15 protein-coding genes are annotated in these 14,422 nt (G+C 71.4%); 8 read left to right on the top strand and 7 right to left on the bottom strand.

Annotation, left to right across the window (positions count from 1 at the left end):
• Nucleotides 1–121 precede the first annotated feature (121 nt).
• The 5 genes from ACWDY5_RS06590 to ACWDY5_RS06610 all read left to right on the top strand — a co-directional run bounded on the left by ACWDY5_RS06590 (nucleotide 122) and on the right by ACWDY5_RS06610 (nucleotide 5,958).
• On the top strand, nucleotides 122–2,278 hold the full coding sequence (locus ACWDY5_RS06590; RefSeq protein ID WP_449721279.1) for an EAL domain-containing protein: 2,157 nt from the start codon (nucleotides 122–124) through the stop codon (nucleotides 2,276–2,278).
• A gap of 157 nt (nucleotides 2,279–2,435) precedes the next feature.
• Nucleotides 2,436–3,731, top strand: a complete 1,296-nt coding sequence (locus tag ACWDY5_RS06595) for a glycoside hydrolase family 28 protein (RefSeq protein WP_449721280.1) — start codon at nucleotides 2,436–2,438, stop codon at nucleotides 3,729–3,731.
• Entirely contained in the window at nucleotides 3,659–3,919 is a 261-nt protein-coding gene (locus tag ACWDY5_RS06600; protein ID WP_449721281.1) for a hypothetical protein, read from the top strand. Before ACWDY5_RS06595 ends, ACWDY5_RS06600 begins: the two co-directional genes overlap by 73 nt.
• Nucleotides 3,920–3,988: 69 nt before the next feature.
• A complete protein-coding gene (locus ACWDY5_RS06605) occupies nucleotides 3,989–5,458 on the top strand; it encodes an AlkA N-terminal domain-containing protein (RefSeq protein ID WP_449721456.1) in 1,470 nt (489 codons plus the stop codon).
• A gap of 8 nt (nucleotides 5,459–5,466) precedes the next feature.
• The gene (locus ACWDY5_RS06610; RefSeq protein ID WP_449721282.1) at nucleotides 5,467–5,958 is read left to right on the top strand and encodes a methylated-DNA--[protein]-cysteine S-methyltransferase; all 492 of its coding nucleotides are present in this window, start codon (nucleotides 5,467–5,469) and stop codon (nucleotides 5,956–5,958) included.
• Here the strand turns inward: ACWDY5_RS06610 and ACWDY5_RS06615 are convergent.
• From ACWDY5_RS06615 to ACWDY5_RS06630, 4 genes are all read right to left on the bottom strand, one after another.
• Nucleotides 5,876–6,688: an ESX secretion-associated protein EspG gene (locus ACWDY5_RS06615; RefSeq protein ID WP_449721283.1), complete on the bottom strand. Its 813-nt coding sequence runs from the start codon at nucleotides 6,686–6,688 to the stop codon at nucleotides 5,876–5,878. The genes ACWDY5_RS06610 and ACWDY5_RS06615 overlap by 83 nt on opposite strands.
• Nucleotides 6,685–7,713, bottom strand: a complete 1,029-nt coding sequence (locus ACWDY5_RS06620; RefSeq protein ID WP_449721284.1) for a PPE domain-containing protein — start codon at nucleotides 7,711–7,713, stop codon at nucleotides 6,685–6,687. The genes ACWDY5_RS06615 and ACWDY5_RS06620 overlap by 4 nt, the downstream gene beginning before the upstream one ends.
• Before the next feature lie 16 nt (nucleotides 7,714–7,729).
• Nucleotides 7,730–8,074, bottom strand: coding sequence for a hypothetical protein (locus tag ACWDY5_RS06625; RefSeq protein WP_449721285.1), 345 nt, complete (start codon nucleotides 8,072–8,074; stop codon nucleotides 7,730–7,732).
• A 196-nt stretch (nucleotides 8,075–8,270) separates the two neighbouring features.
• On the bottom strand, nucleotides 8,271–8,840 hold the full coding sequence (locus ACWDY5_RS06630; RefSeq protein ID WP_449721286.1) for a TetR/AcrR family transcriptional regulator: 570 nt from the start codon (nucleotides 8,838–8,840) through the stop codon (nucleotides 8,271–8,273).
• A 65-nt stretch (nucleotides 8,841–8,905) separates the two neighbouring features.
• Between ACWDY5_RS06630 and ACWDY5_RS06635 the strand changes: the two genes are divergently transcribed.
• A complete protein-coding gene (locus tag ACWDY5_RS06635) occupies nucleotides 8,906–9,514 on the top strand; it encodes a TetR/AcrR family transcriptional regulator (protein WP_449721287.1) in 609 nt (202 codons plus the stop codon).
• Here the strand turns inward: ACWDY5_RS06635 and ACWDY5_RS06640 are convergent.
• On the bottom strand, nucleotides 9,468–10,052 hold the full coding sequence (locus ACWDY5_RS06640) for a TetR/AcrR family transcriptional regulator (RefSeq protein WP_449721288.1): 585 nt from the start codon (nucleotides 10,050–10,052) through the stop codon (nucleotides 9,468–9,470). The genes ACWDY5_RS06635 and ACWDY5_RS06640 overlap by 47 nt on opposite strands.
• Nucleotides 10,053–10,172: 120 nt before the next feature.
• Between ACWDY5_RS06640 and ACWDY5_RS06645 the strand changes: the two genes are divergently transcribed.
• A complete protein-coding gene (locus ACWDY5_RS06645) occupies nucleotides 10,173–11,927 on the top strand; it encodes an ABC transporter ATP-binding protein (protein ID WP_449721289.1) in 1,755 nt (584 codons plus the stop codon).
• Between the two features lie 7 nt (nucleotides 11,928–11,934).
• On the opposite strand, the gene ACWDY5_RS06650 is transcribed toward ACWDY5_RS06645, so the two are convergent.
• Nucleotides 11,935–12,795 carry an oxidoreductase gene (locus ACWDY5_RS06650; RefSeq protein WP_449721290.1) on the bottom strand — a complete coding sequence of 287 codons (861 nt, stop codon included), beginning with the start codon at nucleotides 12,793–12,795 and terminating at the stop codon, nucleotides 11,935–11,937.
• A 154-nt stretch (nucleotides 12,796–12,949) separates the two neighbouring features.
• Between ACWDY5_RS06650 and ACWDY5_RS06655 the strand changes: the two genes are divergently transcribed.
• Entirely contained in the window at nucleotides 12,950–13,897 is a 948-nt protein-coding gene (locus ACWDY5_RS06655; protein WP_449721291.1) for a helix-turn-helix domain-containing protein, read from the top strand.
• On the opposite strand, the gene ACWDY5_RS06660 is transcribed toward ACWDY5_RS06655, so the two are convergent.
• Nucleotides 13,842–14,381, bottom strand: coding sequence for an RNA 2'-phosphotransferase (locus tag ACWDY5_RS06660; protein ID WP_449721292.1), 540 nt, complete (start codon nucleotides 14,379–14,381; stop codon nucleotides 13,842–13,844). The genes ACWDY5_RS06655 and ACWDY5_RS06660 overlap by 56 nt on opposite strands.
• Nucleotides 14,382–14,422 lie beyond the last annotated feature (41 nt).

The raw sequence follows: 14,422 nt of genomic DNA on the forward strand, positions 1-14,422 counted from the left end.
TCAGGCACAGACCGTAGCTAGCCGACTTCGTGCTGGCGTCGGTAGGCTTCCCTGTCGCCGTGCCTTGCACTTCCCGGCGTGCTCGTGGATCCCCGACCCTCCTCGTGCTCCCCAGGCAGACATGACAGTGCCACTTCCGGAAGACCTCCCGGCGCCGCGGCGCCCGGTCTCGGCCCACCAGGGCGGCTCCACGGCCGACAACCCTCGTGAGCGGGAGAAGCTCGCCCGGAAGTGGGCCTACCTGGTCAGCACCACCGCCTACATCCCGCTCTCGCACCCCGAGGTGGAGCAGCGGCTGCTGGCGCTGGTGGACATCCTGGTGAACGCGGTGCGCGCCGAACCGTTCGTCTCCTCGGTGGCCGGGCAGGTGGGCGCGGAGCTGGTGCGGCTCAACTGCGTCGGCCCGGAGAGCCTGGAGCGCAGCGTGGACGTGCTGGGCAGGGCGTTGCTCAGCCTGCCCAGCCTGCGCCTGGTGAACAAGCTGACCGACCGCGTGGTGATGGTGCTGGCCGCGCTCACCTCCGGCTACCTGGAAGCCTTCCGCGCGTTCATCTTCCAGCAGCAGGAAGCGCTGAACCGGGCGCTGTTCAAGGCGGCCAACGACGCCGAGCGGCAGCGCAAGGACAGCGACGCCCGGCTGGAGGAGGTCTTCCGCTGCTCGGCCAGCGGCATCGCCATCACCGACCTGGACGGTACCTTCCTCAAGACCAACGCCGCCGTGCACGAGCTGCTCGGCTACACCGCGGACGAGCTCACCGAGCTGACCCTGTTCGACCTGGTGGCCGAGGACGAGCGCAGGTCGCTGCGCAAGGCCTGCGAGGACCTGCGCGAGGGCCGGGTCGACCGGTTGCGGCAGCAGCGGAAACGCATGCTGCACAAGGAAGACGAGCCGCTGTGGGCGCTGCTGAGCGTCTCCCTGCAACCGGGCAGCGACGGCGACCCCGGCAGGCTGGTCACGGTGATCGCGGACGACACCCAGGTCACCGCGCTGCAGGCCACGCTGAACCGGCAGTCGCTGCACGACATGGTGACCAGGCTGCCCAACCGGCAGTACTTCAGCACCGCCACCGAGACCATGCTCCGCCGCGCCGACCCCGAACACGGCGTCACCCTGTACCACCTCGACCTGGACGCCTTCGCCGCGGTGAACAACGGTTACGGCTGCGAGGTCGGCGACCGGCTGCTGCGCGTCGTCGCGGACCGGCTGTTCGCCATCTTCGAGGGCGAGGAGACCATCATCGCCCGGCTCGGCTGCGACGAGTTCGCGGTGCTGGTGCGCAACTCGCCGACCACCCCGCCGGTGCTGACCATGGTGCAGCGCATCGACCACGACCTGTCCGAGGCGGTCTACCTCAACGAGAGCACCGGCATCGCGGTCTCGGCCACCATCGGCGTGGTGGACCGCCCGCGGCTGACCATCGGCGCCACCGAGCTGATGCGCGCCGCCGACCTGACCCTGCGCCGCATCAAGCGCACCGGCCGCCGCCAGTGGGGCCTGTTCGACCAGCGCCAGGACACCGAGGACAGCGACGCCTTCCGCATCGCCGCGGCCATGGCAGGCGCCTGGGAGAACGGCGAGGTCCAGCTCCGGCACCGCCCGGTGGTCCGCCTGGCCGACCACGAGCTGCTCGGCATGGAAGGCCTGTTGTTCTGGCCAAGCCAGGAGTTCGGCCCCCAGGACCACGACCGCTGCCGCGACCTGGCCGAGTCAACCGGCCTGATCATCCCGCTGGGCGCCTGGCTGATGCTGGCCGCCGCCGAACGCAACCGCCGCCGAGTCCAGCGCTCCGGCCAGGAACAACCGCTCCTGCTCAGCCTCACCCCAACTCAAGCGGTCGAGCCAGACCTCACCTGCGTGGTCCACCGGGTAGTCGCCGACACCGGCCTCCCGCCAGAACAGCTACGCCTGGGCTTCCCGGTGCACACCCTGACCCAGCGTATGGCCCTCGACAACCTCACCGACCTGGCCGACTCCGGCGTCCACATCACCCTGGACGACTTCGGCTCCACCACCGCCGAAATCGAACACCTGGAAGACCTCCCGGTCAGCGCGGTCCGCGTAGCCAAACCCCTGGTCGCCCGCCAAGCAGCCCAGCCCACGTCCCTGACCAGCAAAACCCTCCGCGAACTGGTCGCCACAGCGCAACTGGCCGGCGCCACGGTCCTGGTCGACGGCGTGCACACCCAGGAGCAAGCGGACTGGTGGCGCGCGGTCGGCGCCGAATCCGCCACCGGCGACCTGTTCACCGCGGACCCGGGCACCGACCCCACCGACTGACCAGCCCCGCCCCGCGCAGTGGCCCACCCACCTCGCCGCCCGCCGCCCCCACCCCCGCTCCTTCTCCGCCGTTCGGCCCTGCCCACCCCGCCCGAAAACGTTTACGGTCAACCGGGCCGCCACCGCCACCCCTTCGTTCAACGCGGAAGAAGGAGTCATGGAAGGCAGGATCACCCGCCGGACGCTCATCACCGGCCTCACCGCCGCCGCGGCCCTAGCACCCAGCACCGCCCTCGCACCCAGCACCGCCCAAGCCACCCCGGCCTCCCCGCCCCACCCCGCAACCCCCGCCCCGCCAGTCGGCCCCGCCGCCCCGCCCCCCGGCACCGGCGCCCCCGTGCCCGCCGCCCCCCATCTCGCCCGCCCCGCCGTCCCCACCCTCCCGTGGCCCGAGGCCAACAAGATCGTCGCCGACACCACCCTCCCCACCTTCCCCGACCGCCTCTTCAAAGCCGCCGACTACGGTGCCAAGCCCGACGGCAAGACCGACAACACCGCCGCCTTCGCCAAGGCCATCGACGCCTGCGCCAAGGCGGGTGGCGGGCACGTCACGGTCGCCAAGGGCACCTACCTCACCGGCGCGATCCGCTTGCGCAGCAACGTGCACCTGCACCTGGAGACCGGCGTGGTGCTCAAGTTCAGCGGCGACGGCACGAAGTTCCCCGCCGTGCTCACCCGGTACGAGGGCATCGAGTGCATGAACCGCTCGCCGATGATCTACGCCTACGGCGAGAAGAACATCGCGCTCACCGGCAAGGCCGTCCTGGACTCGGGCGGCACCTCGCCGTGGAACAAGGGCAACGACCGCGCCTACCTGGAATCGTTGGTGGCCAAGGGAATCCCGCCGGAGAAGCGGATCGTTCCCGGCTCGGGGCACACCATGCGCTCCACCTTCATCGAGCCGTACCAGTGCGAGAACGTGCTGATCCAGGGCATCACGCTGAAGAACCCCAAGTTCTGGCAGATCCACCCGACCCTGTGCCGCAACGTCACCATCGACGGCGTCAGCACCGACCCGAGCACGGCGGCCAGCAACACCGACGGCGTGGACCCGGAGTCCTGCGACCACGTGGTGATCGTCAACTGCGACCTGGGCGCGCACGACGACAACATCGCGATCAAGTCCGGCCGGGACGCCGACGGCCGCCGGATCAACGTGCCCTGCCAGAACATCGTGGTCGCGAACTGCCGGATGAACGGCAACTGGGGCGCGATCACCTGCGGCAGCGAGCAGACCGGCGGCATCCGCAACGTCTACGCCTACCGGCTGAACGTGGTGGGGGAGACCAAGTTCGCGCTCTACGTCAAGTCCAACACCCAGCGCGGCGGCTTCTCCACCAACATCAACCTGGACTCGTCACCGGCACCTACGTCCGCTCGGTGGTCTTCGTCAACTCCACCTACAACAACCAGACCGGCAGCACGCCACCGGTCTTCGGCCCGTTCCGCCTGACCAACTGCGGCAGCACCAAGGCCGCCTCGGTGCTCAACGTCAGCGGCCTGCCCGAGTCCCACGTCAGGGGCCTTGAGCTGACCGACTGCGAGTTCAACGGCGTGGCCAACACCGCGAACACCATCAAGTTCGTGGACAACCTCAAGATCACCGGCACCACGGTGAACGGCAAACCCATGCGACCCTGACCCGCCCCTGCGAGGTGGATGTCGGATTCTCGCTAGCGCGGGCGCGGGCGAGCGGTGATGCTGGTCGGTGTGCACGAGGACTTCGAGCGGTGCCTGCGGGCGGTCCAGGCCAAGGACGAGCGGTTCGACGGCTGGTTCTTCACCGCGGTGCGCACCACCGGCATCTACTGCCGGCCCAGTTGCCCGGTGCGGCCGCCCAAGCCGCGCAACATGACCTTCTACCCCAGCGCGGCCGCAGCCCAGCAGGCCGGCTACCGCGCCTGCAAGCGCTGCCGCCCGGACGCCAGCCCCGGCTCGCCGGAGTGGAACCACCGCGCCGACGCGGTCGCCAGGGCGATGCGCTTGATCGCCGAGGGCGTGGTGGACCGCGAGGGCGTGCCGGGACTGGCCGCCCACCTCGGCTACAGCACCCGCCAGGTGGAGCGCCAGCTCAACGCCGAGCTCGGCGCCGGACCGCTGGCGCTGGCCAGGGCGCAGCGCGCACAGACCGCCCGGCTGCTCATCGAGACCAGCGCGCTGAGCATGACCGACATCGCGCTGGCCGCCGGGTTCGGCAGCGTGCGCACCTTCAACGACACCGTCCGCGAGGTGTTCGCGCTGTCCCCCAGCGAGCTCCGCGCCCGCGCAGGCCGCGGCATCCCGGCGGCCACCACCGGCGCGGTGCTGCTGCGGCTGCCCTTCCGCAAACCGCTCTGCCCGGACAACCTGTTCGGCCACCTCGCCGCCACCGCGGTGCCCGGTGTGGAGGAGTGGCGGGACGGCGCCTACCGCCGCACCCTGCGCCTGCCGCACGGCCACGGCATCGTCGAGCTCTGGCCACAGCCCGACCACATCGGCTGCCGGCTGTCCCTCACCGACGTGCGCGACCTGCCGGTGGCCATCAGCCGCTGCCGGGTGCTGCTCGACCTGGACGCCGACCCGGCCGCCGTCGACGAGCAGCTGAGCACCGACCCGGTGCTGAAACCGTTGCTGGAGAAGAACCCTGGCCGCCGGGTGCCGCACACCGTGGACCCGGCCGAGTTCGCGGTGCGCGCGGTGCTCGGTCAGCAGGTCTCCACCGCGGCCGCCCGCACGCACGCCGGCCGCCTGGTCGCCGCGCACGGCCAGCCGATCGAGGACCCGGACGGCGGCCTCACCCACCTGTTCCCGGCCCCGCGAGCGCTGGCCGAGCTGGACCCCGCCGCACTGGCCATGCCCGAGTCCCGCCGCCGCACCCTGCTCGCCCTGATCGACGCGCTGGCCAACGAGGACCTGGACCTCGGCCCCGGCAGCGACTGGACCGCGGCCCGCGCCCAGCTCGCCGCCCTGCCCGGGTTCGGCCCGTGGACGGTGGAGACCATCGCCATGCGCGCCCTCGGCGACCCGGACGCGTTCATCCCCACCGACCTCGGCGTCCGCCTGGCCGCGCAAACCCTTGGCCTGCCGAGCACACCGGCCGCGCTGACCCGGCACGCCGCGCTGTGGCGCCCCTGGCGCGCCTACGCGGTCCAGCACCTCTGGGCCACCGGCGACCATCCGATCAACCTGCTGCCCGCGTGAGGAAACCCATGCGCACCAACACTATTCTCGACAGCCCGTACGGCCCGCTGACCCTGGTCGCCCAGGACGGCGCGCTGGCCGGGATCTACATGGAACAGCAGCGCCACCTCCCGCCGAGGGAGAGCTTCGGCGAGCCGGACCCCTCGGCGTTCGGCCAGGCGATCGAGCAGCTCAACGCCTACTTCGCCGGTGAGCTCCGCCGCTTCGAGCTGCCGATGACCTTGCTGGGCACCGAGTTCCAGCGTTCGGTGTGGCAGCTGCTGCTGGAGATCCCCTACGGCGAGACCGCCACCTACGGCGAGCTCGCGCAGCGGCTGGGCAACCCCGCCGCGGCCCGCGCGGTCGGCCTGGCCAACGGCAAGAACCCGATCAGCATCATCGTGCCCTGCCACCGGGTGATCGGGTCCACCGGCAACCTCACCGGATATGGGGGAGGACTGGCGAAGAAGCGGCAGCTGCTGGACTTCGAGCGAGGTCGAGATCAGCTGTCAGTGTGGTGAGCTGGCCGTGCAGCCGCCTGCTGTCGGCCGGGCTGACCGTGGTCCACGCGGTGCCGTCGCTGGCCCGGTGCTCCTCCACCAGGTAGCGCCCGTAGGCGGTGTCGTGGAAGGCCACCACCCGCTTGGCCCGGCGCCGCCGACCGGTGGCATCCAGCGCGGCCGCGCCGAACTGCCCGTAGTCCACCGGCTCCCGGAACATCAGCGCCAGCGCCGCGGCCTGCGCGCCAGGCACCCCGTGCTCGCCGAGCGCCGCCTCGAACGCCTCCAGGTTCCCGGTGGCCGCGGCCGCGCTGAGAGTCGCTGAGCGCACCGACACGCTCCCACCCGGCCCCGGCGGCCGCTCGGGCAGCGGGGAGAGGATCGCGTGGGTGAGCCCGGTCGGCTCCAGCACGGTGACCTGCCAGCGGTCCCGCGCCAGCACCACCAGCGCGGCCTGTTCACCCGCGGCGGCGGCCAGCGCGCGCACCGGCTGCTCCAGGAACAGCCGCGCGTCCAGCTCCCGCTCCGGCCGGGCCAGCATGCGCAGCAGCGCCACCAGCTCCGGGTGCACCCCGCCGCGCAGCACCAGCCCGGCCGCGGACAGCTCGGCCTCCACGGCGAGCGCCTGTTCGGCCCGTTCGGCCTCGGTGTGCGCATGCGCCGGGACCCGCACCACCAGTGGCTGCGGGCCTAGTTCCAGCCGCTGCCACAACAGGTCCACCGCGACGGCGGAGAGCGCGAACGCGGTCACGGCACCGGGGACTGGCCGATGACCGCGGGCGTCTCCTCCTCGGTCTCCAGCGGGGGCCGCGGCGCCGGGTGGTAGCCCAGCACCCCGTTGCGCAGCCCGAGCCCGCCCTGCTCCTGATCCGTCTCCGACCGCTTCCGGTCCACAGTGGACTTCTCGGTCCTCGGCTCCGGCACCGGTACCGGTACCGACCGCATCGTCATGCTCGGTCGAGGCGGATTGTGCTGCTGAATCCGGTGATCGTCGGCCGGGTTGCCGTCCCGGGCCACCGACCACACCTGAGTTCGATCCACAGTGGACGATCGAGGCACCGGATGTTCCTGGCGCACCAGCGGCACTGGCGCGGGATCCGGCAGCACCGGGTGCGCCACGGGCGCGTGCGGCACCTGCGCGGCCGGCTGGGCGGCCCGACTCACCGTGACTGAAGCGTTGAGCCCCAACGGGTTCTGCAGCGAAAGCCCGGACAGCAGCGAACCGGGCGCGACGATCTCGATGTCCAGCCGGGGTGGGTTCACCAGCGGCGGCAACGCGGCCAGCGCGGTGTCCACCCGCTCCTCGTAGACCTCCATCGCCCGCGCCGCCTCCGCGTGCGCCGCGTCGACCTGCACCTCCACCGGCTCGTAGTCGATCCGGTTGTCCACCAGCGCGGGCAGCCAGGCGACCGCGGTCACCGGCTTGGTCGGGAAGAACCGCGGCGGCGGCACCTGGTTGCGCGCGTCGGCGTAGGCGTCGGCGCACTCCTGGGTGGCGCAGGCCTCGGTGTCCATCGCGACCTTGGTCTCCGCGGCCCAGGTGGCCAGCGGGGCCAGCGCCTCGGCGGTGCCGGCGGCGGCCGCGCCCTGCCAGCCGGTGCGCAGCTTGGCCAGCCGGTTGTGCAGGTCCTCATCGACCCGGTGCAGCGCCTCGGCGAGCTGCCGGTAGGTGGTCACCGCGGGCTCGGTCACGCCGACGCCGGGTCCACAGTGGAGGTCGAGGTAGATCTTGAGGTGCGGGACGGCCAGCCAGCAGCGTCCATGGGCGCCTCGCATGCCGGTCCTTCCCTTCTCAGACACGAAGTCCAGTGCTCGCACTCTGCTCGGCGGCGCGGTACTCGGCCGCGGCCGCGTCCAGCTGCTCCACCGCGTGGAACAGCTCGGCCAGGTACACCGTCAGCACGGCCAGCGCGGAGTCCTCGGACTGCACCCCGCGCCGGGTCTGCTCCCCGGCCGCCTCCCTGCTCACCTCGTCCGAGGCCGCGGGCCAGCTGATCAGGTTGTGCTGGGCCTGCCGCAACAGCGGGGCCAGTTCGTTGATCGCCTCGACGAAGGCGGCCCTGGTGGCCTCGATCTCCTCGGCGTCCACGAGCAGCCTGCCAGGCGTGTGCTGAACCGGGGCGGCGGTAGTGAACACGCGCCGACGCTAGATCACTCGGCGGTCCGCCGAAACTGGCAAATCCGTTGTCCAACTGGGATTGTCGTGCGCGGATCATCGTGTCCGCAGGTGAACAAGGCTGTGTGCCGATCATCGGTCACTGTTCGGCCGGCGGAAATCACCTGTTCGGCCGCATGTGGCGCAAATCCACTGAATACCCGGCGAAAGTCGGTGGTCAACAACTTCCGGCCAGCACACCGCCCACCATTCTGTCCACAGTGGACTGTACATCGGCGGGCTGGTCCAGGTAACCGCCGGACATGATGCCGTCCCGCAGCAGCACCAGCGCGGTGGCCGCGTGGCCGGGGTCAGGGTGGCCCGCCTCGGTCAGCCTGTCGAGTAGCCCGTCGTGGAACCAGCCGCGGTGCTCCCGCACGACCGCCCGCACCGCGGACCGCGGGTCCGGGTACTCCGCGGCCGCGTTGAGGAAGGCGCAGCCCCGGAAGCCGGGGCCGCAGCTGGCCTTGGCGAACGCGCCGAGCATGGTGTGCACCGCCTCGACCGGCCCCTGACCGGCCATGGCCGCCTCGACGCCGCCGCGGATCTGCTCGTCCTGCGCGCGCAGGTAGGCCACCACCAGGTCTTCCTTGGTCGGGAAGTGCCGGTAGAAGGTGGCCCTGGTCACCGAGGCCTCCTTGACCAGCCGGTCCACCCCGATGGCCTGGATGCCCTCGGCGTAGAACAGCTCGGAGGCGGTGGCCAGCAGCCGCTCGCGTGGCGCGGAGACCTTGGCTTCGGTGCTCATACCACCATCATAGGAGAACGTTCGTTCTATCTAAAGGGGCTGATGAGCGGACTAGCATTCGGGGCATGCCACGGCCGCGGAGCTTCGACGAAGACGAGGTGCTGGCCGCCGTCTGCGCCCAGTTCGAGCGCTCCGGCTACGCGGCCACCTCGCTGGACGACCTGATGCACGCCACCGGCCTCGGCAAGGGCAGCCTGTACGGCGCCTTCGGCGACAAGCGGCGGCTCTTCCTGCGCGCGCTGGACATCAACCGCGAGCGTCAGGTCCGGGCGATCTGCGAGGGCCTGCGCGGCGACGGGCCCGCCCTGCGGAACCTGCGTGACCAGCTCGTCCGGCTGGTCGCCAAGCCGGGGGACAAGGACCGGTTCGGCTGCATGCTGGTCAACGGCGCGGCCGAGCTGGGCGAGGAGGACCCAGAGGTGCGGGAGCGCACCCGGGCCACCTTCCTAGCGCTCGAAGGCCTGGTCGCCGGTGCCCTGGCCGCTGCGGTGGCCGAGGGCGACCTGGCTCCCGACCTGGACACCACCACGGCGGCCCGGCTGCTGCTGGCCACCGTGCAGGGCGTGGAACTGTTGCGCCGCAGCGGCTTGAGCGATGAGACCATCGGCGAGGTGGTGGCCGCCGCGGTCATGAACCTGCCGAAACCGGCAACCCCCGCTCCAGTAGCCGGATGACCGACTCGGCCGCCTGGTGCTTGCCCATCAGGCCCTCGCCGGTGGCCTCGATCCCGGCGTAGACGTTCCACCACAGCACCTTGTAGATCCACGCCGGGTTCACCGCCGGGTCGAGGTAGCCCTCGGCCTGCGCGCGGGCGATCAGCCGCTCCACCGGCTTGTCGGCCTCCACGAAGGCCTCGACCAGCCAGTCGTCGGCATTGCGCTGCTGTCCCTCGCTGCACACCTGGATCATCGCCGGGGTCAGCTCGAAGTAGGCGTGCACCGCCCGGCGCAGCGCCTCCGCCGGGGTGCCCTCGGCCAGCTTCGCCTCGGCCAGCGCGGACCGCAGCCGCTCCACGGTCATCCGGAAGATCGCGGTCATCAGCTCGGAGCGTTCCGGGAAGTAGCGGTGCAGCGTGCTGCGCCCGACCTCGGCGGCATCGGCGATCTCCGCCATCGAGGCGGAGGACCGCTGGGCGAGCACCACCACGGCGGCGTCCAGGATGGCCCTGCGGGTCCGGCTGCGGCTGGCTGACTCCCGAGTGGCGCTGGTCATATCGACACTCTAGTACTCAGTAATCCCAGTTAGGAACTTTAGGTCACAAATTTTGGGACAACCGTGTCCCACGGTGGTACGTTCTTGCTCGACCCAACCGAACTCCTTGGGGGCAAGGACATGCCGGAAGCCGAATCGCCACGCTGGCAGAACACCAAGGTGCTGTGGTCCTTCGTGCGACCACACCGCCGGACGCTGCTGCTCGGCTTAGTGCTGGGCCTTGGCACCACCGGGGCCACCCTGGCCACACCGCTGGTCACCAAGTCGGTGCTGGACGGCCTGGCCACGGCCGCGCCGATCCTGCCCATGGTGGCGCTGCTGGTCGGCCTGCTGCTGCTCGGCGCCCTGCTCGGCCTGGCCCAGTGGATCCTGCTGGGCACACTGGCCGAGCGGATCGTGCTGGACGCCCGCAGCACCATGGTGCGCAGGCTGTTCCGGGTCCGGATCGGCGAGCTGACCAACCGGTCCAGCGGTGAGCTGGTCACCAGGGTCACCTCGGACACCGTGCTGCTGCGCGAGGCCGCCACTGACAGCGTGGTCAACTTCGTCAACGGCATGGTCGCACTGGCCGGCGCGCTGATCCTGATGGGCGTGCTGGACCTGGTGCTGTTCGGGGCCACCGTGCTGGTGCTCATCGTGGTCGGCATCGTGGTGGCGGTGCTGATGTCCCCGCTGGCCGCGGCCCAGCAGAACGCCCAGGCCGCGGTCGGCAGGCTCGGCGGCGTGCTGGAAGGCGCGCTGCGCGCCATCCGCACGGTCAAGGCCAGCCGCGCCGAGGCCAGGGAGAGCGGCCGGATCCTCACCGAGGCCCAGGAGTCCGCCAAGCAGAGCGTGCGCGCGGTCCGGATCGAGGCGGTGGCCTGGACCACGGCGAGCTGGGGCATCCAGCTGGCCATCCTGCTGATCCTGGCGCTGGGCGCCTGGCGGGTCAGCTCCGGCGCGCTGCCGGTGTCCAGCCTGGTCGCCTTCCTGCTCTACGCCTTCCAGGTCATGGAGCCGGTCTCGACCCTGACCCGCACCTTCACCCAGCTCCAGTCCGGCCTGGCCGCCGCGGCCCGGATCAGGGAGATCGAGAACCTGTCCGTGGAGCAGAGCGAGCGCCTGCCCAAGGAGCCGGTGCCGGCCGCGCAGGCCCCGGTGCTCTCCTTCCGCGAGGTCACCGCCAGGTACGCGCCGGGCGCCCCGGCCGCACTGGACGGCATCAGCCTGGACATCCCGCGCACCGGGCACACCGCGATCGTCGGCCCGTCCGGCTCCGGCAAGACCACCATGTTCTCCCTGATGCTGCGCTTCCTGCAGCCCGAACGCGGCGAGCTCGCCCTGGACGGCGCCTCCTACGACGAGTGGTCGCTGGCCGAGGTGCGCCGGCGGATCGTCTACGTGGAGCAGGACACCCCGCTGGTGCCCGGCACGCTGCGGGAGAACCTGCGCTACACCCACACCGACGCCACCGACGAGGAGCTCTGGGCCGCGCTGGAGGCCGTCCGGCTGGCCGAGCGGGCACGCGACCTGCCGGACGGACTGGACACGGTGCTCTCCGGCGCCGCGGTCTCCGGCGGCGAGCGCCAGCGGATCGCACTGGCCCGCGCCCTGGTCAGCGACCCGGAGATCCTGCTGCTGGACGAGGCCACCGCCCAGCTGGACGGCCTGACCGAGGCCGCGGTGCAGGACGTGATCAACCGGATCTCCGCCCGCGGCGCGGTGGTGACCATCGCGCACCGACTGTCCACTGTGCTCGACGCCGACCAGATCCTGTTGCTGGAGAAGGGAAAGCGCCGAGCCCTGGGTAACCACGCGGAGCTGCTCGCCACCGACGAGCTGTACCGGGACCTGGTGGCCGCGCTGCGCATCGCCCCGGCCACCAGCGCGGCCTGACCCCTGGTCATCGCGGGAGCTGGGACCCGGCGACGGCGTCGGCGAAGTCGGTGGACACCGCCAGCGCACGCACCTCGTCCAGCTCCCGCGCGACCTCGGCCAGGTGCGCCTCGATATCGGCCACGGCGGAGCTGCCCAGCGGCAGCCTGGCCGGCAGTACCTCCCGGTCGGTCACCGCGATCATCACCTCGGCCGCCTTCACCGGATCGCCCTGCTGGCTGTGGTTGGTCTCGTCCGCCCAGTTCCGCATCACCCCGCCGGTGGCCGCGTAGTCCTCGATCACGGTGGCCGCGCGGACCAGCGAGGAGGAGTCGAGGAAGTCGGTGCGGAACGGCCCCGGCTGCACCGAGGTGACCTGCACGCCCAGTGACGCCAGCTCCAGCCGCAGCGACTCGGAGAAGGCCTCCACCGCGAACTTGGTGCCGCAGTAGGCGCCCCAGCCGCCCCAGCTCACCACACCGCCGACCGAGCTGATGTTGAGGATCTTGCCCGCGCGCTGCGCCCGGAACACCGGCAGCACCGCGCGGGTGACCGACAGCAGCCCGAAGACGTTGGTGTCGAACACCGCCCGCACCTCGGCGTCGCTGAGCTCCTCCACGGTGCCGAGCAGCCCGCGCCCAGCGTTGTTGACCAGCACGTCGATCCGGCCGAACCGGGCCACCCCGTCCGCGACCGCCCGTGCCGCGGCCGCCTCGTCGGTGACGTCCAACGGCACGGTCAGCAGCCGCTCGCCGTGACCGGGCAACGCGGCCTGGACCGCCTTCGGATCGCGCGCGGTGGCGATCACCGAGTCACCGCGGTCAAGCGCCTGCCGGGCGATCTCCAGGCCGAAGCCCCGCGACGCGCCGGTGATGAACCACGTGGTCATGTGCTGACTCCCAAAGTCGTTGGTCGCAGTTGTGCTGCCACCGACTCTCCCCATCCCGCAGCCGCCCTACCAGGACCTCTCCGTCCCTGGGACGCCCCGTCCCTGGGACTGGCAGTACCAGGCAAGCCCGCCCCGCCTCAGCCAGAATGGCCCCATGGACCGCAACCCACCCGCAGGCGCCGCACTCGGCGAATACCTGCGCGCCTGCCGCTCGCGGGTGGACCCGGCCGACCGCGGCCTGCCCGAGGACGGCCGCAGACGCCGCGTCCCCGGCCTGCGCCGAGAGGAGCTGGCCCAGCTGGCCGGAGTGAGCGTCGACTACCTGGTGCGCCTGGAACAGGGCCGCACCCGCAACGTCTCCCGCGCCGTCCTGGACGCCCTGGCTCGCGCGCTCAACCTGCGCGCGGACGAACACGCCTACCTGCTGCGCGTCGCCGAACCCGTCCGAGGCCAGACCTCCCGCACCCCGGCCACCTCAGTACGCCGCCAAACCCAGCAGTTGCTCGACGGCCTGCCCGGCCTACCGGCAATGGTGCTCGGCCGACGCATGGAGGTGCTGGCCTGGAACGCCCTCGGCGCGGCCCTCTACCTCGACTTCGCCACCCTCCCGCCCGCGGACCGCAACATGCTGCGGCTGACCTTCCTGGACCCGAGGGTGCGCCCGATGTTCCAGAACTGGGACCAGGTCATCCGCGACTGCGTGGCCTACCTGCGCGAAGACGCCTCCCGCTACCCGGACGACCCCAAACTGGCCGCCTTGGTCGGCGAGCTCTCGGTGAAGGACCCGGACTTCCGCCACTGGTGGGCCGCCCACCGCGTCCGCGCCCAGGAGTTCGGCCAGAAAACCCTGCTACACCCCGTCGCGGGCCCGATAACTCTGGACTACCAGACCATGGACCTACGCGACGCAGCCGACCAGAAGCTCGTGGTCTACACCGCCGAACCCAACTCCCGCTCCGCCGAAGCCCTGCGCTTCCTGGCCAACTGGGCCAGCACATCCACCAGCCCTGGGTCCACGATCACTGATCAACCCACTACTCACTCGCCTAGCGCAGATACTCCGGCGGCACCCGATCCGTCAGCCACACCCCATTGGCGCTGACGTAGAACCGGTACCCGGCAACGGACATCCGCGCCGCGTCCACCCGCAGCACCACCGGCTTACCCCGCCGCGCCCCCACCCGGACCGCGGTCTCCTCCGTGGCGGACAGGTGCACGTGATGCCGCCGCATCGGCCGCAACCCCTCCCGCCAGATGGCGTCCAGAGCGGCCCCCACCGTCCCGTGGAACAACACCTCCGGCGGCGCGGCCTCCGCCAGCTCCAGATCTACCGCGACCGAGTGCCCCTGACTCGCCCGGATCAACGTCCCGGTCTCGTCAAAGGCGAACCGCCGCTTGTCATTGCGCTCCACCACCTCGTCCAGCTCGGCCCGGCTGACCCGTAAACCGTGCTGCCCCAAGGCTTTCAGCAACTCATCAACGGAGACCCAGCCCCCGTCGCCCAACTCGAGCCCGATCTCGCCGGGCGCATGCCGCAGGTGCCGCGAAAGCCGCTTGGACACCCGAACCATCTTCTTCTCATCCATATCGGTCCCCAGTGAACCCCGCCACCGGCCCCTCGACCCAC

The organism is Crossiella sp. NPDC003009 (genome assembly GCF_053591555.1).